Source organism: Paraburkholderia kirstenboschensis, from assembly GCF_904848585.1.
GTDB lineage: Bacteria > Pseudomonadota > Gammaproteobacteria > Burkholderiales > Burkholderiaceae > Paraburkholderia > Paraburkholderia kirstenboschensis.
Genome location: NZ_CAJHCR010000030.1, coordinates 1 through 25888, shown reverse-complemented (window position 1 = coordinate 25888; position 25888 = coordinate 1). Strand labels below are relative to the sequence as shown.

Sequence of the window (25888 nt, the reverse complement as noted above, 5' to 3'; positions counted from 1 at the left end):
ACGAGCGGCGGCGATACATCGGGCGCGCGTGGCGCCTACGGCTCATCGGCCGCTCCGAAATCGGCGACCCGCTCCCGGGCTGACGGCGAGTCGATGCGCAGGCACCAGGACGGCGGGGCGAAGCGCCTGCCGCCGGCTACCGCAGTGGACGACAGGCGCAGCAGGGGAGCGGGCCTGATAATCGGCGCCGCCGTATGCATCGTCCCGCTCGCGGGCGGCGGGACCTGGATGGCGACGCGTTCGCCGCCCCCGCCGGCCACCGCTGTGCCGCGCGCCGCGCCCGTCGCCGCCGGAGCCGCCACCACACTCCAGCCAGGCGGTCACGGCGGCGTCGATCGCGAGCATCCCGACGCCATCCATTTCACCGCCTCCCGAAACGCTCACGCCCTTCACACCCTGCGGCGAACTCGAACGCATCGACGCACTGGCCGACCGGTCGATTCAAGTGCATGGCACGCTGCGCAGCACGACCGCCCGCATCGGCAAGGACCCTTTGCAATACAGGCTCAGCAGCACCCGGGTCGGCTACGTCTATGTGTTCATGGTCGACCCGGCCAACCGGTACCTGATGCCGTTTCCAAACGGAGTGGATCGCAACAATATGATCGCGGCCGCGCAGACACTCTCACTGCCGCGCGCGAGTTGGCCGATGCTGGGGGGCGAACCGCCGGGTCCCAACCGTTTTCTGGTGCTCGTGTCGCCGCAGCCACGTGATTTTTCCGCGAGCGGCCTCAAGCCCGGGGCAGTGTTCGCGAGCTTCCCTGACGACGCCCAACAGGAGGCCGCGACACGGCGCACGCCTCAGTATTCACCGTTCGCAGGTGAGCCACTCTGTCCACCAGATGCACCGGATTGCACCGACGCGTTCGGCGCGACTCGCTTCACCATCGACGCCGTCAGACCGGCGGGATAGTGCACGCCTGTTATTCAGCAAGGAGGCAGTATGCAATGGCCCTATCTTCTGCTTGCATTAGCGGGTCTGCTGGCGGGTTGTGCAAGCAGTCGGCCTGTGGCGGACGTAGGCGCGGAAATGGGCGGCCCGGCCGCGGCAGCGCCGGTTGCTGTGACGACGAACGCGGCCGCAACGGCACAAGCTGGGTCCGCGCCGGCAGGCGGCACGCCTCGGCCGGGGTGGCAAGGCGCATCACTGTCAGGTGCCCCCGCAGCCATGCAAGGCGCCCCCGGCAGTCCTGGCTGGAATACCACCTCTGCGGGCAATCCGCGCATGCCATCCGTGAGCGCGAGCGGTGGCTTTGCGACGCGCCACGCTTACTACACGCCGACCCGCTTCGCCGATCTGCCTGGCTGGGAGACGGACGATGTCAGCGCATCGTGGGACGCATTTCGCCGCAGTTGTTCCGTGCTTGGCGCTCGCCCCGGCTGGTCGGAGCCGTGCGGTTCAGCCCGTGCCGTGAACGCGCGCGACGTCGCGGCGATCCGGCAGTTCTTCGAAATGTATTTCAACGCCTATCAGATCCGCAACACGGATGGAACGCTGGACGGCACCATGACCGGCTACTACGAGCCGCTTCTGAGCGGGAGCCGGCAATACGGCGGCGCTTATCTGTATCCAGTCTACGGCACACCTTCCGACATGCTGTATCTGGACGCGCGACGCGTGCCCGGCCGGATGCGCGGCGGCGTCAGCGCGGCCCGCATCGACGGGCACAATGTCATACCGCTTACGGATGTGACGGGAAGCGGCCTTGGTGGCCTCTATACGCTCGATTTGCGCGATGCGGTACCCGACATCCGCGACAAGAAGATTCGCCTGCGGCTCGACGGGGAACGCATCGTGCCGTACTACACCCGCGCAGAGATCGAGCGTGGCGCGCTCAAGGCACCGGTTCTCGCATACGTGGACGACCCTGTCATGCTGTATTCGATGCAACTGCAAGGCTCGGGGAAGGTCCGCATGACCGATGGCTCGATTCGCCGTTTCGCGTATGCCGAGCAGAATGGCCGGCCGTTTCTGCCGCCGCTCGCGCGCAGCGGCGGTGCTGCGAGCGGCGCGCACAAACTGGTCGTGCGCGGCATGGAGATGCAGATCGATGTGAGCGACGAAGACACGGCGGCGCCAGCCGCCGGGGACGATGCGCAGCCCGCCGGCGCGGCGGACGACGACCCACAATCGCCCTTGCTGCGCGGCTTTCAACTGGCCACGACGGCGTCATCGGCGGCCGCCCCGGCGACGCCACGAGTGGCTGGACCCGCCGCTGGGCGCAGCGCTGAAGGCACCCTGCCCGCCGCTGGATCCGCCGCGCATTCGTCTGGCTCGCCAGTGCCCCGACGCGCCTTCGCGGTCTCGGATCCGAGCTACGTTTTCTTCCGCGTAATCCCTGACTCGCCGAACGGGCCGCTCGGTGCGTTGGGCGTACCGCTATCGGCGGGCCGTTCGGTGGCTGTCGACCCCCGTACCACGCCGCTCGGCGCACCCGTTTTCGTTTCGACTCGCGACGACCCACGCGCACCTGGTGCGACCAATCGGCTGATGCTGGCCCAGGATTCCGGCGGCGCGATTCAAGGCGCGGTGAGAGCCGACTACTTCTACGGCTTCGGCCAGGCCGCGCAGAGCGAGGCGAGCCGCACGAAGGAACGGCTGCGCATGTGGGTGCTCCTACCCAAGGGTTTGCGTGTCGCCGCTCAGGAAACGTCAGTAAAAACACGTGGTGCGGGGTCTGCCGTATCGGACACCGACTGCCTCGTCAGCGATCCGGTGCTGTGTGTCGACGACGCACCCTAGACTTGGGATATGTACGACGTGATCGGGTGCGCAGCTAGACATGCTCAAAGGGAAGTATGGCGCCTTGTATCGGCATCCGTATTTTCGGGGGGCGTAATCGTTGGCCGGGAATGCAGCCCGACGCTATTGCTCGCCGCCCTCTCCCACATTCATGAATGGCGCCCAGAAAATCGGGTGTGCGAAAGCCGCTTCATTCGCGCCGTCGAGCAGGGACAGCATCGCCTTGCGTAGCGCCTCGGCACGGCCCGTGCGGGGGTCTTGCGACAGGGCTTGGGTCGCGGTGGTCATCAGCACCGCTGTCGATTGCGATGCCACCGACCAGTGGCTGACCAGCAGTGCCCGGCTACCGGCGTAGAAGAACGCCTTGGCCAATCCCGACAGGCCCTCGGCGCCTGGGCGGCCTTCCGGGGCTGCCGTGTTGCAGGCCGACAGCAGGACCCAGTCGGCGTCGAGCTTGAGCGTGGCGATTTCGCTGGCTTTGAGCAGGCCGTCATCGAACGCCGAGGCCGTGATCGGTGGTGTCAGGACGAGTGCCGGTTCGGCGACACCACGGAATTCCCCCGCCAGCAAACCGTGCGTGGCAAAAGCGAGAATGCGGTACGACGCAAGGTCGGTCCGCATCACCGTTGTCTTCGTCGCGCGTTGACCGAAGTAGAGATCCGCATCGGCCGCCCTTAACGCGTGTCCGACCGCGGTCAGCTCGTCGCGCGTTTCCGGCAGGGGCACGAGCGCCTTGCGCAACAGAGCCGGGTCCACCCCAGTTACCAGTTTGTCGTTCAGCAATCCGCGCGTGGCCGTGCCTTCGCCTTGCAAATCCGGATCGCCGAAGCCGACGAACGGTTTGCGAGCCTTGGAGCGCGGCGCCACGGATCGCAATAGAACAAAGGAGCTGACCGACGGTTCGATCGAAAAACCGAAGTGACGTATCAGAAAATCAAGCTGGCCGAAATCCTTCATGCGCGATGGCGCCTTATCGACCGGCGTGGCAAGCAGAACCGATAGTGGGAGGCTTTGCATCGAACGATCGACGATCGCGACCAGGTGATGGACGTTGGCCAGTTCCGGTTCAAACGGATGAAACAGCCTCTGATACAGAAGGGACGCAGCCGCGACGTCAAAGGGCGGCAGTTCTGAAAGCCTGTGGATGTTGCGAAAGTCCAGTCCGTTGCGGATAGAGTCGACGGCTTTCTCCAGCTGCTCGCTCGTCAGGCTGGTCCGGGCAAACCGTAGCGTGCGGCTCGTCACCAGATAAACATAAGTCGCCTGACTGGACGTCACCTGAAGCAGCAAGGCCTCACGCGGCTTGAGCAGTGACTGCACCGTACTGGCCGACACAGGCCGCGGATTGGTCAACTCGGCGTAGTGAGGATAGTCGCGACGCAGCGTGCTATCGAACTGCTGGATCGACTGCGCTAGATGAATCTGGCTGTTGCGATTGCGCTGTTCCGCCGCGGCCGCGGACGCGGCTCCCGCATCCTCGGCAATCTGTTCCGTTACACTGCGATCGAGTGCACGCCATTGCTCGACCGCGTCTTGCCGCATGCGCGCCAAGGAAGCGAGGCGCTCGTCTCCGGCACTGAAGCGGACCGCCATCTGGCTGATCGCATCCGAAGTGCTGCTCAGATGTGGCAGTTGCGCGACCTCGAACATCTCGCGCAACAGCGTGTCGTTGGATACGGTCTCAGGATTCGAGGCGATCTCCAGAAATTGCTCGAACAGCCCGCGTGCCTCCCGCTGTTCGCCTGGCGCGGACGAAGATAACGACTGTTGTGCCACGTCGAGGCGCTGCTGCGCAATGGACACCGCGCGTCGCGAAACCTCGAGCGCTGCATTGCGATTGCCCTGCGCAAGACGCACGTTCGCCATCTCCGAGAGGCTCTCGGCGAGCCCCACCGGTGTCGCCGCACCGTCTTTCTCACGAATCGATATGGCTTGATCCAGCAACTTCGTTGCATCGTCGAGGCGACCTTGTGCACGATCGATCCTGGCGAGATCGGTCAGCCCCGGCGGCAGATCGGACGACTGTGGCCCGCGCACACTAGTGATAAAAGCCAGCGAGACAGCGTAGGTTTTCATGGCATTGGGCAGATCACCCGCGCGATGCAGAGCCAGCGCCAGCACCGCGTTCGCGTAGCCGCGCTTCAGGTCCCAGTTGCCTGGCAGCCTGTCGTAAATGGCCAACGCTTCGCGCGCCTGCGCGATGGCATCGCCGGCACGTCCCTCTTTGCTGAGCAGAGACGAGTATTCCAGCCGCGTCGCCGCCACCGAGGCATCCTGCGCGCCAAAGCTCGCCGTGAAAATGTCGATGGCCCGCCGATAAAATCGCTCGGACTCCGCGAACTGCCCCAGCATCTGGTAGACAATCGCAAGGCAATGCAGCGCTCTGCCGATCGACGGATGGTTATCGCTCAGGTTTCGCTGATAGATGGCGAGCACTTCCTTGTAGACCCGCTCGGCCTCTATCGCCTCGCGGCGCAGGATGTCGATCCAGCCAAGGTTGTATAAGACAGAAGCCTGTGCGAGCGTCGGCGCGCCTCCTGCGCGGTCGAGGCGCGCTAGTGCTTCGGTCAGACGTTGCTTCGCCTCTTCCAGCTGCGACACGCCGATGTCGATCTGGGCGAGCGCGACATCGGCGCCGGTAAGGCTCGCTTCGTCGACCGGCTTCTGCGCTGCAAGGATGCGTCGCGCGGTCGTCGCTTCGGTTCGCGCTTCTTCGATTGCTTCCTGCCGAATGTGCGCGTTAGCGAGATCGAGATAGGCACGCGCCGCATCGGCGCTTTCGTCGCCGTGGATGGCACGCTCGATGCGCAGCGCCGTTCCGAACTGCTGCGCGGCGGCGGCAAAGCGCGAGAACTCGAGATAGACGACGCCCAGATTGCGCGCGAGTTGCGCCACGCGTTCGTCGTTCGGGCCAACGTTTCTGACGTCGATGGCATAGCTCGATTCATAGAGTGTGCCCGCTTCCTTGAACTGCCCCTTCGCGACCAGCAAGGAAGCGAGGTTGTTTTGCAGCGCCGCCAACTCGGTCGAGGTGTCGCCTTTCGCTTGGCGGATCATATCAACCGCTTCGCGCGAGAGCGGCAGTGCGTCACCCAGACGATGCTCTTGATAACGCCAGGTGGCGAGATCATCGAGCATGTAAGCGACGTACTCGTGCCGCAGGCCGTACTGCGCGCGAGCCAGGGCGAGTGCGCGCTGGCCCAGTTCGACCGCTTGCTCGTAGTGTCTCGCTGATGCCGCCGCGCGCGCCTGTTTGGCGACATCGAGTGCCGATTCGGCCGTCGCGGCGGCCGGTGCCCTTGCCGGGGCCGCGGGTTCGACGGCTTGTGCGATCAACGGCGCCGCCAGCGCGATGAGGTGCATGGCGGCGATCGTGATCAAGAAACGCTGGATGTGCCGCATATGCCCCATCCTGCTGCCCGAGCCTCCATAGCGGTGAGTGCGTCACGGCGCGACGCACCCGCGCGCCGGCGTTCACTTGTTGCGTTCGGCTCCAAATATGCCGGACGCCCGATAGGGACTGCCGGCCGTCTCCTGAATTGCGAAGCGCCCTGCTACGGCAGGCGGCGGTGTTGCAACGGGGCTTCCGCCTGGCGCCTGCACGAAGCCGCCCACAACACCCCCTGTTCGGTTGGTGGCAGCGACCGTGCCCTGAAAGTTGGTGCCACTCTTGAGCTGTGTCGTGCCACTGTACTGCGCACCGTCGAAGTTCATATTCACGGTGCCAGCGCGCTGGGCGAAGTTCCAGGTGTTGTCGTAGGAGCCCACTGCGGTGTACACCGCGCCGCCGCTAGCTACATTGCCGATGGCGTGACCGGAGTAGGACGCACTGCCAGTGACGGGGAGCTGGTTTGGATCGGCGGGGCGCCCTGCGATCCATGTGCCGAGGTGAAGATGTTCGAGATCTGTGCCCGCGGTACCGGCCGTATCGCCGAACAGAAAGCCCCATTGCAGGTACTGGTAAGCAGGTATCGGCTGGCCATTGGGCAGGTTGAGCGCGGCGGGCAGGTTGCCATTGGCGTCGCGCAGCAGGTTCGCATTGACCATCGCGACAGACGCGTTGGCCGCACCGAACCGGCTGTCGTCGATCATCACGGATGAGTTGCTGGCGCCGCCCAGCGTCATCGATGCGTGACCGGAAAGTAGCACTGTGGCCTGTACCTGGTTCGCGACGGCATTGGTCTGGATCACGAAGTTATTGGCATCCATGCCCGTACCGACTGGCACGATGGTGAGCGGTGCGCTTGGGTTCTCCTTTTCCGCGAGGCCGCCGGCCCAACCGGTCAGTACATTGCTGCCGCGAGAGCCGACGGCGACCTCACCCGTCGCGGTCGCGAGGCGCAACGCGGCGTAGTTCACGTCGGACACGGTGGCGCTGCCGAGCGCGTGTTCAGTTCCGCCCTTCAGTGGCTCAGTTCCGCCCTTCAGTGGCTCGGTGAAGCCCACATCAGTTGACGGCGTGTAGTTTTCAAAGACGAAGTAGCCGGCGTAGCCGGCGTAGCGTGAGAGCGGAAGCTGCGGATTGCCGCCTCCCGCTGAGGTGTTAATTAGGCGACTGTTGATGGCGACTGTGCCGACCTGGGTTGGGCTGATATTGCCGTGCGAGGAGCCGATCGTGCGGCCGTTTTCGTTGACGCTGTATGACGAGATCTCATATGCCGGACAACCGGCACATGATGCATCCTCCGGCGTCACAGGCTTGTACGTGCCGTTGCCGATGGTCAGCGAAATCGTGGATTGTTGCGTGCTGCCCGTGCCTTGCATGCCGAAGTCCGCATGAATGAATCCATTTTGCGCGGTCGGTCCCGAGCCCGCAGTGTTGACGACTAGCAGGCCTGAGTCGGTGAGCGGGAGTCGGAGCGATGTGTTCTCCCGCATGAATGCGCGAATATCCGAGCCGACGGTTGCGCCTTGATCTTTCTGGTTGAAGTTGCTCAGCCCCGCGGAGACGAAGAATTTGTTGACCGAGAAGGTGTTCTGGAAGTTATTATTCACCGTCCCATCGGCGTTTATGCGGCCGGCGTCGACGTTGCCGGTCGCAAAGAGATATTGCTCGCTTCCGTCGCCGTTGGTCGGTTGGGCTTGCAGGAGGAGGAAGTTGTCCGGGTTGCGCACGACGGTGTTGCTACCCGCGTTGGTCAGGCCCAACGAGAACCCCGCCTGTAGAAGGCGATAGTTTGTTGACAAGCCAAGATCCTCTTGAAGACTTGCAGCGGCTGTACCAAAGATCGAGCCTTGGCTAGACGCTCCGTTAGTGTATGGAAAGACGTTGACAGTAGCTACCGCACCGTCTGCAGCAAAAGGAATTCTCGGCAAAATAAAAGGCGCGCTCACATTGCCGGTGGCGGGAGACACCGGTGTGACGTCGCCTAGCCAAGTTTGGTGCACAATGCCACCGGGCACCTCAAGCGCAAATCCCGAGCGAATAACAGTACTACCATCAATCTGGGTTGGGTCTGCAGGATCAGGCTTGAATACAGGAAAAAAAGGGTCATTTTCGAGGAAAACATATTGCAGTCGGGTTCCCGCATTAGTGTTCGAAGATCCCTGGATTGACGGCACAGCGACAGGGGCTCGCTGCCCAGAAATTGCTTCTGTGAAACTGGACATGAACAGGCGGTTAGTCGTTGGTCCGGCAGGACGAATGGCGTCGCTCCCCGTATTAGGGTCATTGGGTCCATACGCGACGGGGCGAGCAGGGAGAATGTTGGCGTCGCGACTTTGCAAAACCGAGCGGCTAAGTCCGGTGCTTGCGCTCGGCTGACCGTCAAAGTTAGGCGGCGCTGGAATGAGTGATCCCGCGCCAAAGCCGGCCGAACCGCTCAGTCCACCAATCGTCCCAATCTCCGAAAATCCACCCGGGCCGCCGCCCGTCTGTGAACCGCCCGGCGCGGGTGGAGTTTGAGTCGGCAACGGCGTCTCCGGCAGCCCCGAAGATGTCAACGTCCCAGCCGGTTGATTCTCCGTCGTAAGCGCAAGAGCATTCGCGCCGATCGCCGCGAGCTCAGCTATCCCCGCGCGCCCGAGGTTGTCTTCCGCGCGCTGCGTCAGCCCCGCCAGCTGCGCGGTACCAAGCCCAAAAGCATCAGTTGCCGCGCCGCCTTCCGGCTCGCGAGAAGGACCATTGAGCGACGTCTGCGCACTGGACACCAGCTCGAATCCCGGGCGCTCCAACGTCTGAGTCTGACCATTGCGCACAAACTGCACCGCGTGCCCCGCCAGCATACTGACGCGCGTCCGCCCGCTGCCATCCACCTCGATCACCGCCGATGCCGCATCGAGCTTGACTTCCCCCAACGCTGTTTTCACCGTGATCGGCGTCGTCTCGCCTACCGCTCCGCCCGCGATCCGCACCAGTCCGCGATTCACACTCAATGCCAGCCGGCCACCGCCTGCGTCGCCGTAGCTGAAGGCGTCGACGGTGACATCGCTATTGGGCGATAAGGTCAGCGATGTCCCGTCCGGGAACAGTACCTCTAGTATCTGCAGCGCACCGGTCGTGACCTGCTGACCGCCATCCGGTACACGCCGTTCTGTTTGAACAATCGGTTTCAACCCCTGGCCAGGTAAAAACCTCAGCGTCGCGCCATCCACGTTCGCCGCCATAACGGGCGCCGCGACCAGAAGCCCGGCGATCAGCGCCGGCAACGTACGCATCGGGATCGTCAGCCTGTTCATGATGCTCTCCTTGAAATCGGTCGGATGCGCGCTTCGCAGCGCTCTCCGGTCGTACAACCCGCACCACCCATCCCCGCCCTCCCCCGCGTTGAACGTCTAGAAACTCCACGCAAATCCGAGGCTCGCGCTCGTATCGTGATACTTGAAGTTTGGCAACGTCGAATTGTTGTTGGTGTATTGGACCGACGCCGTCAACGTCAGCCGCTCGGTCAAGCGGACGTTGTTCGTCAGCAGCAGGTCGAGCCGGTTGTCCTGCCGCTTGGTGGACGGGTCGATCGATGGATCCGCATCGTTGTACACGCTGCGGTGCAGGCCGACATAGAACGACGTACTCCATGAATACGCCGTCAAATGGAACGGAGAGGAATAGACCTGGGTCACGCCCGCGCCGAGTCCAAGTTCCTTGAATGATTCGAAGCCCGCATCGGAGTTGCGTTGCGCGAGACTCGCCGCGGCAAAGAGGCGTGTAGCCGGAAAAAGCTGATAACTCACGCTAGTGCGCAGTTCGGTGTAGTGGCCGGTCCGGTTCGAATTGGCCGGAAACTCTTCGTGATCCTCAAAGTGCTGAGAACTGCTTTCAAGCGTTAGATCAACGTACGAAACCGAGGAAAAAAGCTTCCTGATGTTGACGCCACCGCCATACCCGCCCATGTAAGTTTCCTTGTTCAGAAAAATATAGGTCGCGGAAACGAATGGACGGATCGACCAACTTGGATCGAGCACACCGCCAAGATAGAAACGTGGACCAATGTCGGTGACAAAGCTGTTGAGATTCAGAAGATGCGTATCGACGTAGCGGCGGTTATACGTCGAAAAATTAGCCTCCAGGTCATTGCCCGCCTGGCTGTCGAATACATACGTATAGTTCAGCGTCGCGCCGATTTCTCCCGACCAGTCGCTGTGGCCCAGTGCGGCCTGATTGAGTTGGCCTTGCTGGCCGAGTACCCTCACTTCGGGCGACGACGGGCCGGCGTTAGCGTTGGTGTCGTAACGCCCCCCGGCATAGACGGTACCCGAGAAGAAGTTCTTCTTCTGCGAACGTTCCGCCTGACCGAGCAGCGACTGTGCCCGTTGGCGCAAAGGAGGCGGAATATCCGGAGCCAGCAGCGCCTGACGCAAGTACGTTGCAGCCAGGTCCGTTGCACCGACGCGCAGATAAAGCTCGCCCAGTTGCAGCCGTATGTTCGCGAGCCCGGGGTTGATTTTCAAAATCCGTTCGAGAGCGGCAATTGCACCGCGTATGTCGTCGTCCGACACCGCCGCGCGAGCAAATTCGAAGGACCGTTCTGCGTTCGCGGGGTCCGCAATCATTGCGCTGAACGCGTCGCGATACTGCTGGCTATGGCCGCGCGCACCGCCGGCTCCATTCGCTTCGCCTTTACCGGCAGCCTCCGACGATGACAATGCTGGCTCCGTTTCGGTCGCCGCCATTGCTGTCGCGGCATTTGTGGCAAGCGGCGCCATAGTGACGATCGCCGCGATCAATGGATGATTTAAAACGATTAAAACCGCGCCGACTCGCGTTTGTCGATTTGTGGTAGTGGGTGCATCCGACCAGCCCGATCTGTCGGTCCGTTGGGGTCGAGTTTTCACGCCAATCTCCCAGGAAATCGTCGGAATTTTTTGAGCAAGCTAACGAGCGATGCGTAAGTCTTATCCGTACAGGACGAATTACCTTGCGTGTTTTTCAACAGCGTGTCGGCGGAGTCTGGAAATTGGCCGACATTGCCCGAGCCGTGCAGATCGAAAATCCAATGCGTGCACCCAGTTCGACGTCAATCCACCCAAGTTAAGCGCGTCTGCCGCGCCGGAACCCAATCGAGTTAAAAATGCACTTGACGCGAAGCCAACTTCGGGCTGCGGCCAATGAGGATCTTCTTGATCTTCGTTGGCCCCATGTTGTGCCCACTCTGTTTGCCGATCTCGCCGCATATACTCAGACTGAACAGTTTCGTCACCTTGCTTGCGATCCCGAGCATCCCACGGCGTTCCGACGTCGTCGCAAATTGTCCTTGTCGGCATTGATCGCCCTGATGCTCACGGGCATGCGCAAGAGCGTCGAGACCGAACTGGACGAGTTCTTCGCCCATCTGCAGCAACAGGCCTAATTGCTGCGCAAGGTATCCGCGCAAGCGTTCGCACAGGCGCGCGCCAAACTCTCCACTACCGCCATTCCGGCGCTCAATGACCGGCTGCTCGAACACGCCGGGCGCAATGGTTATGTGCCGCGCTGCCCGACCAGCTTGTGTTCGGACTCTTCCTGCTTGGCGCTGAACAGATGCTCGCCGCTTCCTTGGATAGCGTGAATGAGAACGAGCGTCAAATGCCGTTCGAGCACCTGGATCGTCCCTTCAGCAATGACCTCCTGCGCTCGATCGGGGCTATCCCTGCCGGTAGCTGCCTGCCGTCCTGGGTCAGCGCGGCATCCCTTTTTGCATACGCGTCGAGCAATCCGGCAATGGGGGCTTTGCTTGCGTGCGTCAGTTTCTGCGCTCCCGACTCGACGAGGAAATCGTCACCCTGCGCGCACCGGATCTTCGCGACGCGCTCGACTATGAATGTCCTGCCATGCCAATCACCGTGCGCCTGGTGCGTCACGGGGCATCCACCAGCAAGGTACGCCTCCTGATGACCAATTTACTCGATAGCGCGCCGCGGTATCCGGCCAGCCAGTTTGGTCATCACTGACATCAGCGCTGGCGAATAGAAGAAGCGTTTAAGCGCCTCAAACACCGCTTCGATCTCGAACATGTTTCCGGGCTGTCACAACGCGCGGTGGTACAGGATCTCGCCGCTAGGGTGCTGTGCAACAACCTGCAGGCATTGACCACCCTGACCGCCCACGCCTGCCATGAATTGCCGCCCGATCGACGCATCAACCGCGCTTACGTGCATTCCGTGCTCAAACCTCTGTTGTCATCCCTGTTGGTCGGCATCGCCGCGGCGAGCTCGCTGGCCGATGCCCTGGCTTTCATCGCACGCCATACCTTCCGTCATCGGCCAGGAATCTCAAAGCCACGCAAACCTCGCTCCAAATCTCACAAAACCATGACGCAAAAACCTTGCTGAAAAAAGATCCCTTTTCTTAATTTGGGTGGATTGCAGTATCGGTAAAGGCGTTTCGTCACCACAAGCGACTGATCGGCAAGAGCTGACCCATCGATAGACCTATATCAAGGTCAAGGGTCAATGGATGTACTTGTATCGCGCTGTCGACAAGACCGGTAATACCATCGATCTACTGCTGCCAGCCGATCCGGCAAGGCCGCGGTCCCTCAACGTTGCAGAGGAAATGCGCGAAGAATGTCTCCACTCAGATCGTTTTGCGCACCTGATTGTTCGGCTAGGATTCAAGCGCAAGCAGGATTGCCCGCGATTCGCCCAGGTGATATCGATGCCGAGCGTGTGCTCGATCCATTGACCGATGCTAGTAGTGGCAAAGTCCGTCGGAACCGATCCCTTCTTTAGGGTGACGCCAAGCATGCGCGCGCGATAGTGGTAGGAAGCGATTTCAAAGCGTTCGGCAATGCGCGACAGGCCGCCTCGCACATTCGACAGCGCGCCCAAGCTGCCTGCAAGTAGCAAGCGGTCAGCGCCGTCGAGTCCTGAGATCAACCGTGTCGCCGATTCGCGCACCGTCAGTTCGTCGAAATCATACTGAATGAGCACAGCGCGGATCGGATCGTTTTGCGGGGCGCGCCGCTGTTCGATTTCGATCATCGCGCCGGAGTCGTCTGAGGGCAGGGTACGCTGATGACCTGCGTGTCGCAGACAATCGATAAAATACCGCCGGAAATATGCGCGAACCGCAAAACCATTCGTGGGTGCGCTATCTTCCGGAAAGCTTTCCACCGAGATCGTCGTGGCTTCCGACCGGAAGACCTTGAAATAGATGAATTGCGAGACCAACTCTCCCTTGTCTTCGGCGAGAGTCTGCAACTCGAATGGAAATACGTTTTCAGCGCGCGGTGCACAATCGCATAGATGGGCGCCATTTCGTCCTGCGTGAGGGATGCGCGCCGCCGCCAGAGATCCGGCAACGCGCTCAGCCGACAGTGCATCATTGCTATGGACAAGGGGCCAATGCCCCTTCGCCATACGCTTGCGGGGATCCCCCGTCGACATGCGCCTCACAATGACCAAATACAACTACCCTTATCAAGCTTTGAAGATACACACGGTTTTCAGACATTCGAGGCGAGGAAGCACACAAAAGTACTGAAACTTCCCAAGGGTTTTCACCGGTACGTCCGGCGCTTTCGGGTTATTGGACACGCTGCGGTAAAATAACCCGCGTCACTCGACTTCGTCCGCCACTTCGCCAATAAGCGACTGGTCCGCTTGAAGGGAAAGGCGCCGAAGTGCAGGGCGGATGACGCAATGCGCCGAGAAGAGGGTGAGGGGTTATCGACCGCTGATCGACGAGTTCAAACGTGCGTCTGATGAGTTGCGATACAGACTCTGGTCTTCCGACAGGCCGATCGAGAGACGATTGGTATCGATGTTCCACTCGATGCGCGGTGGCCTGGGCTTGATCATGATGTACGCGCCACCTGGCTTGCGGCGAATCTCGCCCGGCGCTGCAGACAGCAGCGTGAATTGATAGAGGTAGGTGGCGTCGAGCCGCGCGCCAGCGGGCCTGTAGGTGTATGCGCGCAGAGTGCCAATACGGTCCAGCCTCCACTCCAAGACACGAAACCATCCCGACATCTTCCTCATCTTCAGCTCGCCGAGCTTGTAGAGGTGCATCGAGTCGGGGTGCAGGCGGAGCAGTTCGAGCAAATATTCGCACTGTTGCTGCACATCGCGGGGTTGCCAGTCTTCAACAACCGTGGCGCCCTGGCCGAGGGTGTCGGCGATACGGCTCTCGGCGGCTCCTAGCCTGATGAGCTTGCCGCGAATTAGAACGCTGTCTGGGACGATCGGCCCAGTCGCCAAAGCCAATTCGTAATGCATCGCAGTGGCCGCAATTGGAAAGTCACGCCAGCACAATGAGCTTGGTTCGGCGGCCGTGGCTCGGCTGGCGAGCGCACAGAGCACCGCAAAGAGGCACGTCAGCACGCGCTGAGCAGATGTAGCACCAATGGGTTCCGGCCGCGAGACGGTGCGACCGCTTCGATCAAGCGTCGTTGCAAGGCGGGGTGCGCTGCTGAGCCACCATTGTGCATACCAGACAATCACGGCTTGGCCTCGACCATGGGCGCCAGCACGCGGCCCCTTTCGATGGCTCCGACGTACTTCAACGTGGTGTGTTCGTTGCCAGCGCCAATCAAGCCCGTTGAACCATACGTGCTGACCTTCGCGGCCTTGGCAACATTGCGGGCGTAATCACCAGCCCCCATGAAGCAGCCGACTAGGATGACCTTACCGTCCGGCTTCAGGAGCGCCTTGCCCACGTCTCGGCCCCAGAAGTTCTGTGCCGCCTTGCTTAGACCAGAAGCATCGGATTCGTCCCTGGCCCACACTTGAAAGCGCGAGTCGCCTAGGCCGTATCCCAGGTTCGGACCGTCTCCGGAAAAACCATGGCTGATAGTGATGAGGGTGCGCAAGTCATGCGCATCCGACCAAGAAAACGCGCCGCCGTCGGCGGTCTCGAAATTGACCGTTGTTGCACTGGCGTCCGTCGTTGCACCGGCGTCGGAAATCGTCACCTTGGTACGGATCACCTTGGCCCGCCCGCCGTAGACCTTTCGCACCAAGGCCTGCCCGACCGCCAAGAACGCACCCACGTCTTTGCCCTGTGATGGAACGATGATGATCACGTTGGTTGCTGCCATCTCGACTCCCTTCAATTGGCGTGTCAATGGGCCGTTCGAGTGTTCACCGAGGTCGACCGCATCACCGACCGCGGCGTCGATCGTAGACCGCGTACAGCGCGGCAGAATTCCCTCTGCGCATTGGACCTCCCAAAGACTGGTGAGTACAGGCCGCTGCAGCGAGGGGATGAAGAATCCATTTACTGCCCGATGACAGGTCTCGTCGATCTCTTAGGTTCAGGTCAACCGCTGGAGCGTTGCGTCGTGCGCGCCGCAGCTAAGCGAATTTCAGGAGCTCTGCGTTTGGACATCGACGGCCACTTTCGGGTTGCGCATACAAAGTTGGTAATTCCGTTTGGAAAACGAAACAGCCTGCCGGTTTTTTAAAGCAACTAGGGGAGCGAGATCGATAATCTTTTTGTGTCAACGGCGCAATCGCCGCGATCGGGCACACGGCACGACGCTTTCCATCTCGCTCAGAAACCGCTGACGCCGCGTCACCAGCAAACTGCCGCGCGCGGCGTGTGTTGCATGACCTTCGCGACGGCCTGAAGACGGCGTGGAACTGGCCGCCCGGTTCTGATCGCAGCCGGCGCCAGCCTTGCCAGAACACAGGCAAAGCGGTCAGTTTGCGATGCAGCACGCACGCGGCGCGCACCAGCTCGCCGGGCACGTCCGAGGCATGCACGATCGCGGCGCGTTTTGCATCGAGCACGCCGGCGCACGCCAACAGGTCATCGGGCTGATTCTGCAGCGCGACGCGCACCGGGCGGAAGAGGTGCGGATCCACGAGTTCATGCCGTCGCAACTCATCGACCACGAAGTCGAACAGCATCCACCATTGGCCAGTACCGGTCCCGCCAGCGCCAGGATGTCATGACTGAACAATTGAGTGCGCGTGCGGATGTCGCCGGCTAGCTGATGCGCCTTGGCTTCAGCCTGACGGGCGCGCTTGAGATCAGTGGCGCAGCTGCTGTCGCGCTTGCGTGAGTGTGCATTGCCGGGCGAGGCTTCCAACTTCTCGCACCGTTGCCAGCGCCCCGGGCGAGGTGGCCAGCGTGTTGGCGAGTGTCTCGCGATCGTGCTGGATGAACACATCGCCATGGCAGGGCGTGTCGCCCAGGCGGCCTTCTGTCCGGCGCGCAGACGCTGGCCGGCATCGGCAATCGCTCGCGGCTCCACTTTCTTCTCGGGCTCGAGGTCGGTCAGCCGGTCCAGCAGCGAAGGCTGCAGGCGGTCCCGGGCGGTAAGCTCAGCCATGGTTCGGCACGGCCGCGCCGCCCTCTTCCGGATGCATGTCGCCACTCGTCAGTTCGATGGTGCGCACGTCGAATAACGCATAGTCGTTGACATCCGAGGTGAACATGCGCTGCCCCACGGGATGCGGAGCCGCTGTATCGTCACTGGCCCATTCGGTCAAATGCGCGAGCCACAACGAAGGATTCTTTTCTGCGAGCGTGCCTGGGTAGCGAGCCGGAATGAGGCCGGCTGCCTGGCCGTCGTTGGCCCACGTGAAGACGGCCGGCATCCAGACGCGATCGCGCAGGTCAGATGGCGGCTCGATTTCGATGCGTTTGATGCGGGCAAACGGAATCCAGTAATAACGGCCGTTCAATATGGTTTCCAGCGTGGGGCCGAGCCGGTTGTCCGCGTCCGCGAGCCACGCGAATGGCTCGCCGTTCAATGTCCCGGCTGTAGCGGGCGCCTCGTCGAACGCCTGCGCGCGCGCGGCGGCCGCCGCGCGGGTGTCGCCGGCGGCATCGAACCGTAATGCTTCGAGTAGTAGCGCGAGCCAGCCGGTCGGCTCGCCGAAAATTAGCGGCGCTCGCTCGCCTTTGAAAACCGCCTCGCGCAGCGCCTCGCATTGCAGCGCTCCGCGATAGGTTTGCACCATGGGCAACGCCGCGGCATCAAGCTCGCCGGCTACGTTGAGTTGCGTGAGCGCACGATCCCATGCCCCGGTTACCGCGAGTAACTGGAACAGAAAGACGCGATATGCGGCTTTCGACGGCTCCTTGCGAACCCGGCTTTGCAATTCACTCAGGCACCCGTCGAGATCGCCTTCGCGCAAACGCTCTTCTGCGGTCATGCTGGCTCGCTCCGGTCAGGCTTACGTCATGCCACGCGCCATCGCACTGCGGCGGCGCGGCCCATGCAGTGCGGTAGCCCTATGCGCTCACCCGTTCAACTCTCGGCGTTGGCGGGAATATTCCATTTCACTTCGACCACGCCGCCCTCCTTTGCACCCTTCGCGTTCTGCGGCTGATACTCGACATGGAACTTCTCGAAGTTGAGCGTCACGTTCTCGGTAAAGCGATCTTCACCGCCCGAGCCTCCCGTCGAATAGGAGCTAACCAGCACACCTTCCAGTGTGATCTTGTAGTACTCCAGCGGATTGTCGCCGCCCGCCTTGCGCACGGTCAGTAGCGCTTTGTCGATGTGCGTGCCTTTGGTGCAGGCCGCCATGATCGGCGGACTCGCCTTGTCGCTGTATTTGGTAAATGAAAGATCCTGCACGGACACCTTGCCCGCCCCGCCCCCAGTGCCCATGTGCATCGTGCCGCTCTGGCTCAGGCCCCAGCTCCACGCGAGCAGCTCGATTTCCTCCTTATGGGTCTTGTCCTGCGACTCGCCCTTGATATCGCCCAGCTTCATGAACATATCGATGGCCATGTCTTTCTCCGCTCAAAACAATTCGTCACTGAATAGGGATTTCCGTCATGCCGCCTTGGCCGACGGAAGCTTCGAAACCAGCCGTAGCGATACGGTCAGGCCCTCCAACTGGTAGTGCGGACGCAGGAAAAACTTCGATGTGTAGTAACCCGGATTGCCTTCGACCTCCTCGATGACCACCTCCGCGGCGGCGAGCGGCCGTCGCGCTTTAGACTCTTCCGTCGAGTGCGCCGGATCGCCATCGACGTACTGGAGGATCCAGTTTTGCAGCCAGCGCTGCATGTCGTCCTTCTCCTTGAAGCTGCCGATCTTGTCGCGCACGATGCACTTCAGGTAATGCGCAAAGCGGCTGCATGCGAACAGATAAGGCAGACGCGCGGCCAGGTTCGCGTTAGCGGTGGCGTCGGGGTCTTCGTACTCCGCCGGCTTATGCAGCGACTGCGCGCCGATAAAGGCGGCGAAATCGGAGTTCTTTTTGTGGACGAGCGGCATAAAGCCGTTTTTCGCCAGCTCCGCTTCGCGACGATCGCTGATGGCGATTTCGGTTGGGCATTTCATGTCGACGCCACCGTCGTCTGTCGGGAACGCATGCACCGGCAGATTCTCGATCGCTCCGCCCGACTCGATGCCGCGAATCCGCGAGCACCAGCCATACATCTTGAACGAGCGGTTGATGTTGGTCGCCATTGCATACGCCGCATTGGCCCACGTATACTTGCTGCTGTCCGCGCCAGCCGTGTCTTCTTCGAAATTGAACTCATCGACTGGATTAGACTTGGCGCCGTAGGGCGCGCGCGCGAGAAAGCGCGGCATGGCGAGGCCCACGTAACGCGAATCCTCCGAATCGCGCAGCGAGCGCCACGCTGCATGCTCGGGGGTCTGAAAAATCTTTGTCAGGTCGCGCGGATTGGCCAGCTCCTGCCACGAATCCATGAGCATCACAGCGGGGTCGGCGCCCGCGATGAACGGCGCGTGCGAAGCGGCCGAAATCTTCGCAATCTGCGTGAGCAAATCGACGTCCGGTCCGCTGTTATCGAAGTAGTAATCGGCTACCAGCGCGCCATAAGGCTCTCCTCCGAACTGGCCGTATTCCTCTTCGTAGAGCTTCTTGAAGATGGGGCTTTGATCCCACGCGGTGCCCTTGTATTTCTTGAGCGTCTTGTGCAGATCACCCTTCGATACATTCATCACGCGGATTTTCAGCGACTCATCCGTCTCCGTGTTGTTCACCAGATAGTGCAAGCCGCGCCATGCGCTCTCGACCTTCTGGAATTCCTCCGAGTGGATGATCTGGTTGATCTGCGCGGTAAGCTTCGCGTCGATCTGCGCGATCAGCGCTTCGATCGTGGCGAGCACATCGCCGGAAATCACGTTGCTGTCGCGCAGCGCCTGTTCGGCGAGCGTGCGCACCGCGGTTTCCACGGCTTCCTTCGCCTTGTCGCTCTTCGGTTTGAATTCCTTTTGCAGCAAGTTGGCGAAATCGCTCACTTCAAGCGCCGTTTCGCCGGGTTGCGCTTGCCCTTGGGTGGTAGGTTCAGCCATCGTAGACTCCCCTTAGATCACGCTCATTCCTGCGGCTTCGGTGCGGATGCTAACGACTGCAACAACGCTGGGTCGTTCAGCAGTTTCGCGATCAGATCCTCCGCACCGGTCTTGCCGTCCATGTAGGTCAGCAGGTTTTGCAACTGGCCTCGCGCCTCCAGCAGTCTGGACAACGCATCTACCTTGCGCGCGACCGCCGCGGGCGAAAAGTCGTCCATGCTCTCGAACGTCATGTCGACCGCAAGATTGCCCTCGCCTGTCAACATGTTCGGCACCTGCACCGCAACACGCGGTTTCATCGACTTCAGACGTTCGTCGAAATTGTCGACGTCGATCTCGAGAAACTTTCGATCCGCTACCGGCGCGAGCGGGTCCGCCGGCTGACCCGAGAGGTCGGCGAGCACACCCATGACGAAAGGCAGATTGACCTTCTTCTCCGAACCGTAGACCTCGACGTCATACTCGATCTGAACGCGCGGCGCTCGGTTGCGCGCGATGAACTTCTGGCTGCTTTCCTTTGCCACGACTGTTCCCCTGGTTGACGCTGCACGAGCCGCGAGCGGCGTGGCGCGTGACTGGCGTTGCAAAACGTGAAAAAGCTATCCCTGCTCGACTACTCGTTCTCATTCTCGATACCGCCGACCTGCCGCGCCTGGCCCATGCCTTCGGGCGCGAGGTCCTGCAAGATCTCCATGAAGCTTTTGTCGACCAGACGACGCGCGCGCATCAGCAACATCGGCACCGGACTGGAGGGTTCCTGGCGTTCGTAGTAAGCGCAGATCTTGTCGATCATTCGTACGACGTCCTGGCGATTCAAAATATCGCCGGAGATCTGTATGGCGGTCGGCGTCGCGAGCTTGCGTGCTCCGGCGTCTGCCTCGCCGGCCTGCGCATCCGTCGAAACAGGGCCGCCGCCTGTATCGCTGCTTGTGTCTCCGATACGCTCGCCGATAAAGTCGGCGGCTCGCCGCAGCATCCGCACGAGCGGCGCGAGGTCGATCGAGCGCGCAGCACCGACACGTTCGGTCAACACCGTTTCGATGCGCGTGGCGCTCCTCAGCGCGTCGCTCAAGGCCGCATGCGTTGCGACCGCGTCTTCGTGCGCATCGGCGATGGCCGCGTCGATAGAACTGAGCGACTGCGCTTCGGCGTCATCCGGCGACGGTACTTCGCCGGTTGCATATTCGATGCTGCGCAAGGTGACCACGCCGTGTGCGCGGGAAGCCACGAGCGGCGCATCGCGAACGTCGAGCAGCAGGCCGGACTGATCGGTAAGCGCAGCAAGCGCGTTGACGCGGGCAGTGGGATCGTTGTCGTCGTCGGGATCGAGCCGTGGATAGACGTGGTCCCAGCGCTGTTCCAGCAGGCCCTGGATAAGCGCGAGACTCTCCGCAAAACCGCTGAAACCTTCACGGTTCAAAAGCGCGCGAGACAGGTGCACGGCGATACGCAGATCGCGGCTCTTTGCCAGCAGGCCGAGCGATAACGTTTCCGCGATTTTCCAGTCTGGCGGCGTGGCGGCGACAACGGTCTCACCGTACTGCACATCCGGCTTGCCATGTACAACCTGTTCCAGTTCAAGGAACTCAGAGTCGTACTCGAGGTCGTCCCCGCAAGGATTGGCAGCTGAAATTTCGGCAAGCATTGCGCCGGCAGCAAGCGTGGCCATGTCTCGGATCGGTCTCGGATGAATAGTCTCTACGTACCGCGAAGGGCCGGCACGGGGCGCCTCGATTGCAATGAATCAGCACTTCCAGAAGCGCACGTCAAGCTCATTCAATTGCTTTTGCGCCCATTTTCGTGCAGCACTCCGGATTTCTTCAACGACGAATCCGAATTCGACAAATCCGCAGCGTGAACAAGCAAAGGCATGCATCAATACAAATGATGCAGCTTGTTAAAACAACTAATATTCAGTCGCCTCGCTCACTAATTATTTAAACCGGGACGACGGGCTTACATGACTGTAAACATAAGACGATACCAGTTGTTTTCAGACCCATCGTCGCCGTTTCTGGCGGACTCCACCGTTTTCCAGCATATAAGTAAACGAAACGGACGCTCCTTTTTTCAAGAGAATTTCCGCGCCGTCACGACGCAACCTCTGCAGCACATGCATTTAAGGGTTTATACCAGACGCGTTTGGACCGCAGCGTGAATTACCATTAATCACACATGCGGTTTACCGGGTAGCGAAAAGAGCGGGCCAATAAAATGGCTATCGTTCTGGCGCTGCTGTTTGGGCATTGTATGCATACGCGTTTTGCGCCTGACGGGGCGTACGATTTGCCGATCGCAGACGGCTGCGATGCTTTGTGCCCGGTGCCAGCGAGACCGGCGATGTGCACACTAAAGCGCCGCGGCAGCAGAGCCCAGCACTGCGGGGGGACCGGTGGAGAATACCCAAAGCACCACAGCAATGGACGGCATGCTTCCCGAACTGTGGCAGCGGCGCGCATCTTTAAGTCACGACGAAATGGCGTCCATCTATACGATCGTGCGGCATGCGTTGACGGGCTATCACCCGTCAGAGTTGCAGGCGCTCGGCGAGGACAAGGAAGAGCTCATCTCGCAGTTCCTCTATCTGAAAGTATTCCGTCTGGAGTCCGCACCGACGGCAGCAACCAGCTTCCCGCTGCACAGCGCGCCCTCGAGCAGTCGTGCAGTGTGCGCATACTTTCGCCGCTATCTCATCGACTGCTTGCGCAGTGCAGCCCATCAACACAACGTGTCGCTGGATGAAAGCGACGTCATGCTCGAGCTTGATCATCAAACGGCTTTCCATCCCGATCCGGTCGGCTCGGTTCTGATGCAATACGGGTTGCACGAAGCAGAAGTGCGCGAATCGGCGTCGCACTTCATCGACTCGCTTGACGACGCTGACCGCATGTTGCTTGCCGGCAGTCTTGGCTGGCTCTCGAACAAGAAAGGCGGTCTGTCGCGAGTGGCAGCGCACTATGGCATCGCGTCGTATCACTACCGCGCGCGCAAGCTTGGCGTCGCGTTGAAGAAGCGTTCGATACCGGCCGACTTCGCCCGCACGGAAATCGGCCAATGGATCGAAGGCAGCCTCGGCATCGACATCGTACCGGGCAATCGCATCGCCATTTTGCTGGTGTTGGGCATTCTGTCCGCGCAGTCCCACGCGCAGGAATGACGTCGCGAGACCATCAGCCAATGAGGGGTCAACGGTGCAACTTGTCACCGCAAATCTGACTGACCGAGGCGGCCGGCCGCGCAATGAAGACTCGTTCGGCGACTGGTCGAGCGAGCGGCTCTACTGGTGCGTCGTTGCGGACGGCGCCGGCGGACACGGGGGGCGGCGATACGGCCTCGCGCATTGTCGTCAATTCAGTGCTGCAGATTTGCGCTATCTGACCGTTACCGAATTGCCGCCGACAGGCGAGCGGCTTGTCAGCGCGCTACGGCCACCACGCGGTGAAGTCGTAGAGAGCGCTCGTGTTCGTGCAGGTCAAACACCGCCAGGGACGGGGTGTCTGGGACCATAGAAGAATTGAAGAATTCGGGCGCACCGTCGCGATGTCCACCATAACAGCATCCGCGGGCGATGAAACGATGCAGATGTTCGACTCTCCAGCCCATGGCGAGCTGCAGCATATGATGCCGCTGCGCAATTGTGATCTCCTCGGGCATCAGAGGTCGCCGACAGACCGGCGGCCTCACACCGTGCAGACTGTGATTCGCAATTGCAGAGCGGAAGTGGCTTCAGGAGAGTCAGAGTCGATCGAGCCATTATTGACACTTCCTTCAGTCATAGTCGCAAATCCGATCGGTGCCCCCCGCTTTGACGCGGTCTGCTATACAAGGCTGCCACATTCGCAGCCCCGCATCCCGACCGAGTCTAGAAATCACCACAACCATGCTGGCCACTCGTCAGCATGCAACTATTCAAATTTGGTTGCGAGCGCACGCGCTTCCATTCGACCGAAAGAAGATCCGGAGTGTCGCCAAGCGGCGCCGTGCTGAAGATCGGCTGGTTCGAACCGATGCATATGTTCGTACCCTGCAGATTGTTTTCATAGACGAAGGTCTGCTGCTGGCTGCCGAAGAACGTCTGCAGCCCGGACTGTGAAACTGGATTGACCAGCGTCACGCTCAGCGTGCCGGGTACTTCATCGACGATGTAGCCAACGGTCGACATGAAGTTCGGGTCGATCGGGTACTTTCCCGGCGCCGAGTTGCGCGTCGCCGTCGTGGTTAACGTGCCGCTCAGTGCGCCGTTCGCGGTATCGCCGTTGATAAGCCCGCTGGTCGAAAACGTGAACACCGGGTTCGGCGCGCCGGCAATGCGCACGTTGCCGGCGGCGGTCACCGTTACGGTCGGCCTCGCGAGATACACGTAGTGATCGCCGCTGGCCGGAACCGTGCCGACCCAACTGCAACCGGCCCCGAACGTGCATCCATAGAAGTTCGGCTGCGCGGTGTTCGGCTGTACGTTGCCGCGTGTCTCGCCGACCCACGTGCTGGCCCAGATCCGCCAGCCGTTCGCCGCGCTCAGCGCGCCGTTGGGGTTGACCACGAAAACGCCGTTTTGCATCACGAGGTCGACCGTGCCACCGGCGCTCAGACTGCCGTTGAGCCCAATAATACCGTCCATCGCCTGTGCGACGAGGTTGCCGGTCATTGCCGAACTGGTACCGTCGAGAAACGTCGGAGCGCCCGAGGTGGTGCTATAGATCTGGCCGGTGACAGGTCCGATCGTGAAGCCGTGCGAATCTAGGAAGTGCACGTTGCCGGCATTGAGCATCGCGAGCACACCGACATCGTTCTGCGGATCGGTCAGCGTGAAAGTACCGGGACCGGCCAGCAGCAGGCTCGCCGCCTGGATGCCGCCCGGATCGGTGACCGGCCCGCCGGACGCGAGCGTCAACGTATGGCCCGGCATCGAGATGCCGAACGGCACCGTTATGCCTTGGGCTGCCAGCGCCGGGTGTGGCCAGTGTCAGATTCGTGAAGAAGACAGGGCGTGTCGATACACAGTCGCCGCTGGAGCAGTCAGTCTCCAGGTTCACGGTGATAGGTCCCGTTTGCCGTAGAACAAAGTAATTTCGTCACCAAAAACGAAGTAAATGTGTCACCCATTGAAAGGCCAAGGTAAAGAGGTAAATGAATCCACCCGACGCCTCAAGTTACGTCGCACTCAAATCTGTCATCACCACACCGCGTTGCGAAGCGCATGATGACGCGCCCGGTTTCTCGTCTGTCTGGCTGCGGAACTGATCCGCGCCAGTCACCCATCAGGATCAAGGCGAGTGCCGTTGATCTGGCATTCGCCCCTGGCTCAAGTCGAGCTCCAGAAAACCGTCGGTACCAGGCCAATGTCCAGGAGTACATGACAATTCCAGGGCTACCCATTTGCGGGCGCCAGACTGTTGTCGGCTCATGGCCTGGGCGTCTCAGTGTTCGCTAACACAGGGTGGCCGGGGGCTGGGCCCAATCAATTCATTGGGTTCATACCAACACATTTACCGGGCTCGCAGGCCCCCTGCCAAACCTAGCCAAAACATCGTTGCACCTCGAAGGGTTTGCCGTCTCGCATCATGTAATAAGCGGCACGCGCGAGCTTGTGCGCGAGCGCTTTCATGGCGACGACTGGCAGACGCCTGGCCTTCTTGCGATCGTAAAAGCGTCGGGCCTGCGGACAACAGCGCAGCGCAATGGCGGCAGCCTCGATGAAGGCCCAGGCGAGATATTTGTTGCCGTTGCGTGCATTGCCTTCTCCTTTTTTCTTCCCGTTAGAGATCCGCTTGCTCTCCACGCAGCGGCAATAGGAGCTGAAATTGCCGACGCCGGGAAAGCGCGCGATGGTGCCAGTCTCGAGCATAATCGTGGCAGCGAGCACGTCGCCGATTCCTGGAGCGGTCTTCAGGATCTCGAACTCGGGACGCAGCTTCACCTGCTGATGAAGGACCGTATTGAGGGAGGCAATCTCTGCACGCAGTGTGCGCAATACCGCCAGATTTGCCATCAACGCACGCTCGACATGCGGCGGCAGCGCGAGTGCGCGTACCGCTGCGTCGCTGAGACGCTGGACCTCTTCGCCGTCGATGCGAAGGTTCAGTTGCCTGGCAAGCTGGGTTTCGATACTCAGGATGTGGAGCGTACGTTGCTGTACAAGCTGCATGCGCTTGCGCGCGAGGTCCCTCAATCCGCGTTCCTCCGGCGGATAGATGTAGCCTTCGGGCAGCAGCCCGAGCCGGAAGATATGGGCGAGAAATACCGCGTCGCGCTCATCGCCCGCGTACTTCAAACCTTCGTACTGCTTGATGGCTGCAGTATTGGCGAGATGCACGGTAAAGCCGGCGGCCATCAATCCGTCAACGAGCCAGTACCAGTTGAACGTACTATAGAAACATTTCTATAGTACGTTTTATGGACGCCCCGGAATTATGCACAGTTTGTCGGTCATTCTGAGGTGCAACGCCCAATTCCTCTGGGTGCCAGGTAGCGCCTCACCATCGGCCAACCGTGCATA

Annotated in this window: 19 protein-coding genes and 3 pseudogenes; 7 read left to right on the top strand and 15 right to left on the bottom strand. The window is 61.1% G+C overall.

Annotated elements, in window-relative coordinates:
* The first annotated feature begins 445 nt into the window (after positions 1-445).
* Positions 446-913 (top strand): DUF4384 domain-containing protein, encoded by a 468-nt coding sequence (locus JMY24_RS38995; protein WP_236597722.1) that lies wholly within the window; start codon positions 446-448, stop codon positions 911-913.
* Positions 914-943: 30 nt separating this feature from the next.
* Complete coding sequence (mltA, locus tag JMY24_RS36220) at positions 944-2743, top strand: murein transglycosylase A (RefSeq protein ID WP_201703930.1); 1800 nt, start codon at positions 944-946, stop codon at positions 2741-2743.
* 123 nt (positions 2744-2866) lie between these two features.
* Here the strand turns inward: mltA and JMY24_RS36215 are convergent, their stop codons facing one another.
* The 4 genes from JMY24_RS36215 to JMY24_RS38990 all read right to left on the bottom strand — a co-directional run bounded on the left by JMY24_RS36215 (position 2867) and on the right by JMY24_RS38990 (position 11625).
* Positions 2867-6145 carry a CHAT domain-containing tetratricopeptide repeat protein gene (locus JMY24_RS36215; protein WP_164853869.1) on the bottom strand — a complete coding sequence of 1093 codons (3279 nt, stop codon included), beginning with the start codon at positions 6143-6145 and terminating at the stop codon, positions 2867-2869.
* 72 nt (positions 6146-6217) lie between these two features.
* Complete coding sequence (locus JMY24_RS36210; protein ID WP_201703929.1) at positions 6218-9421, bottom strand: FecR domain-containing protein; 3204 nt, start codon at positions 9419-9421, stop codon at positions 6218-6220.
* A gap of 96 nt (positions 9422-9517) precedes the next feature.
* Entirely contained in the window at positions 9518-10825 is a 1308-nt protein-coding gene (locus JMY24_RS36205; RefSeq protein WP_201703927.1) for a surface lipoprotein assembly modifier, read from the bottom strand.
* Positions 10826-11244: 419 nt separating this feature from the next.
* A complete protein-coding gene (locus tag JMY24_RS38990) occupies positions 11245-11625 on the bottom strand; it encodes a hypothetical protein (RefSeq protein WP_236597721.1) in 381 nt (126 codons plus the stop codon).
* A gap of 271 nt (positions 11626-11896) precedes the next feature.
* On the opposite strand from JMY24_RS38990, the gene JMY24_RS38985 reads away from it, so the two are divergent.
* The 4 genes and pseudogenes from JMY24_RS38985 to JMY24_RS36195 all read left to right on the top strand — a co-directional run.
* Positions 11897-12109, top strand: a complete 213-nt coding sequence (locus JMY24_RS38985; protein WP_236597720.1) for a hypothetical protein — start codon at positions 11897-11899, stop codon at positions 12107-12109.
* A gap of 15 nt (positions 12110-12124) precedes the next feature.
* Positions 12125-12178, top strand: a pseudogene (locus JMY24_RS38980) (hypothetical protein); the annotation flags it as partial.
* A gap of 66 nt (positions 12179-12244) precedes the next feature.
* A complete protein-coding gene (locus JMY24_RS38975; RefSeq protein WP_236597719.1) occupies positions 12245-12490 on the top strand; it encodes a hypothetical protein in 246 nt (81 codons plus the stop codon).
* A gap of 97 nt (positions 12491-12587) precedes the next feature.
* Positions 12588-12674: pseudogene (locus JMY24_RS36195) on the top strand (DDE-type integrase/transposase/recombinase); the annotation flags it as partial.
* A 1151-nt stretch (positions 12675-13825) separates the two neighbouring features.
* On the opposite strand, the gene JMY24_RS36190 reads toward JMY24_RS36195, so the two are convergent.
* The 8 genes from JMY24_RS36190 to tssA all read right to left on the bottom strand — a co-directional run bounded on the left by JMY24_RS36190 (position 13826) and on the right by tssA (position 21061).
* Positions 13826-14602 (bottom strand): hypothetical protein, encoded by a 777-nt coding sequence (locus JMY24_RS36190; RefSeq protein WP_128598495.1) that lies wholly within the window; start codon positions 14600-14602, stop codon positions 13826-13828.
* Positions 14599-15198 carry a hypothetical protein gene (locus JMY24_RS36185; protein ID WP_128598496.1) on the bottom strand — a complete coding sequence of 200 codons (600 nt, stop codon included), beginning with the start codon at positions 15196-15198 and terminating at the stop codon, positions 14599-14601. The genes JMY24_RS36190 and JMY24_RS36185 overlap by 4 nt, the downstream gene beginning before the upstream one ends.
* Positions 15199-15454: 256 nt before the next feature.
* Complete coding sequence (locus JMY24_RS36180) at positions 15455-16012, bottom strand: hypothetical protein (RefSeq protein ID WP_164853868.1); 558 nt, start codon at positions 16010-16012, stop codon at positions 15455-15457.
* A 417-nt stretch (positions 16013-16429) separates the two neighbouring features.
* Positions 16430-17266, bottom strand: a complete 837-nt coding sequence (locus JMY24_RS36175) for a type VI secretion system accessory protein TagJ (RefSeq protein WP_201703925.1) — start codon at positions 17264-17266, stop codon at positions 16430-16432.
* 95 nt (positions 17267-17361) lie between these two features.
* Entirely contained in the window at positions 17362-17850 is a 489-nt protein-coding gene (locus JMY24_RS36170) for an Hcp family type VI secretion system effector (RefSeq protein ID WP_201703924.1), read from the bottom strand.
* 45 nt (positions 17851-17895) lie between these two features.
* The gene (tssC, locus tag JMY24_RS36165) at positions 17896-19392 is read right to left on the bottom strand and encodes a type VI secretion system contractile sheath large subunit (protein ID WP_201703922.1); all 1497 of its coding nucleotides are present in this window, start codon (positions 19390-19392) and stop codon (positions 17896-17898) included.
* Positions 19393-19415: 23 nt separating this feature from the next.
* Positions 19416-19916 (bottom strand): type VI secretion system contractile sheath small subunit, encoded by a 501-nt coding sequence (tssB, locus tag JMY24_RS36160; protein WP_128588217.1) that lies wholly within the window; start codon positions 19914-19916, stop codon positions 19416-19418.
* 89 nt (positions 19917-20005) lie between these two features.
* Positions 20006-21061, bottom strand: coding sequence for a type VI secretion system protein TssA (tssA, locus tag JMY24_RS36155; protein WP_201703920.1), 1056 nt, complete (start codon positions 21059-21061; stop codon positions 20006-20008).
* Between the two features lie 750 nt (positions 21062-21811).
* On the opposite strand from tssA, the gene JMY24_RS36150 reads away from it, so the two are divergent.
* A complete protein-coding gene (locus tag JMY24_RS36150) occupies positions 21812-22549 on the top strand; it encodes a hypothetical protein (RefSeq protein ID WP_201703918.1) in 738 nt (245 codons plus the stop codon).
* 257 nt (positions 22550-22806) lie between these two features.
* Here the strand turns inward: JMY24_RS36150 and JMY24_RS36145 are convergent, their stop codons facing one another.
* The 3 genes and pseudogenes from JMY24_RS36145 to JMY24_RS36135 form a co-directional block, all read right to left on the bottom strand.
* Positions 22807-23076 carry an IS1096 element passenger TnpR family protein gene (locus JMY24_RS36145; protein ID WP_201703916.1) on the bottom strand — a complete coding sequence of 90 codons (270 nt, stop codon included), beginning with the start codon at positions 23074-23076 and terminating at the stop codon, positions 22807-22809.
* 178 nt (positions 23077-23254) lie between these two features.
* Positions 23255-24316, bottom strand: coding sequence for an MBG domain-containing protein (locus JMY24_RS36140; RefSeq protein ID WP_236597717.1), 1062 nt, complete (start codon positions 24314-24316; stop codon positions 23255-23257).
* A gap of 591 nt (positions 24317-24907) precedes the next feature.
* Positions 24908-25759, bottom strand: a pseudogene (locus JMY24_RS36135) (IS110 family RNA-guided transposase); the annotation flags it as partial.
* Positions 25760-25888 lie beyond the last annotated feature (129 nt).

Excerpts from the sequence above, each read along its gene's own strand:
- mltA (WP_201703930.1), top strand. The coding sequence starts at position 944 with ATGCAATGGCCCTATCTTCTGCTTGCATTAGCGGGTCTGCTGGCGGGT.
- JMY24_RS36215 (WP_164853869.1), bottom strand. The coding sequence starts at position 6,145 with ATGCGGCACATCCAGCGTTTCTTGATCACGATCGCCGCCATGCACCTC.
- JMY24_RS36210 (WP_201703929.1), bottom strand. The coding sequence starts at position 9,421 with ATGAACAGGCTGACGATCCCGATGCGTACGTTGCCGGCGCTGATCGCC.
- JMY24_RS36185 (WP_128598496.1), bottom strand. The coding sequence starts at position 15,198 with ATGGCAGCAACCAACGTGATCATCATCGTTCCATCACAGGGCAAAGAC.
- JMY24_RS36180 (WP_164853868.1), bottom strand. The coding sequence starts at position 16,012 with ATGCTGTTCGACTTCGTGGTCGATGAGTTGCGACGGCATGAACTCGTG.
- JMY24_RS36175 (WP_201703925.1), bottom strand. The coding sequence starts at position 17,266 with ATGACCGCAGAAGAGCGTTTGCGCGAAGGCGATCTCGACGGGTGCCTG.
- JMY24_RS36170 (WP_201703924.1), bottom strand. The coding sequence starts at position 17,850 with ATGGCCATCGATATGTTCATGAAGCTGGGCGATATCAAGGGCGAGTCG.
- tssC (WP_201703922.1), bottom strand. The coding sequence starts at position 19,392 with ATGGCTGAACCTACCACCCAAGGGCAAGCGCAACCCGGCGAAACGGCG.
- tssA (WP_201703920.1), bottom strand. The coding sequence starts at position 21,061 with ATGGCCACGCTTGCTGCCGGCGCAATGCTTGCCGAAATTTCAGCTGCC.
- JMY24_RS36150 (WP_201703918.1), top strand. The coding sequence starts at position 21,812 with ATGGACGGCATGCTTCCCGAACTGTGGCAGCGGCGCGCATCTTTAAGT.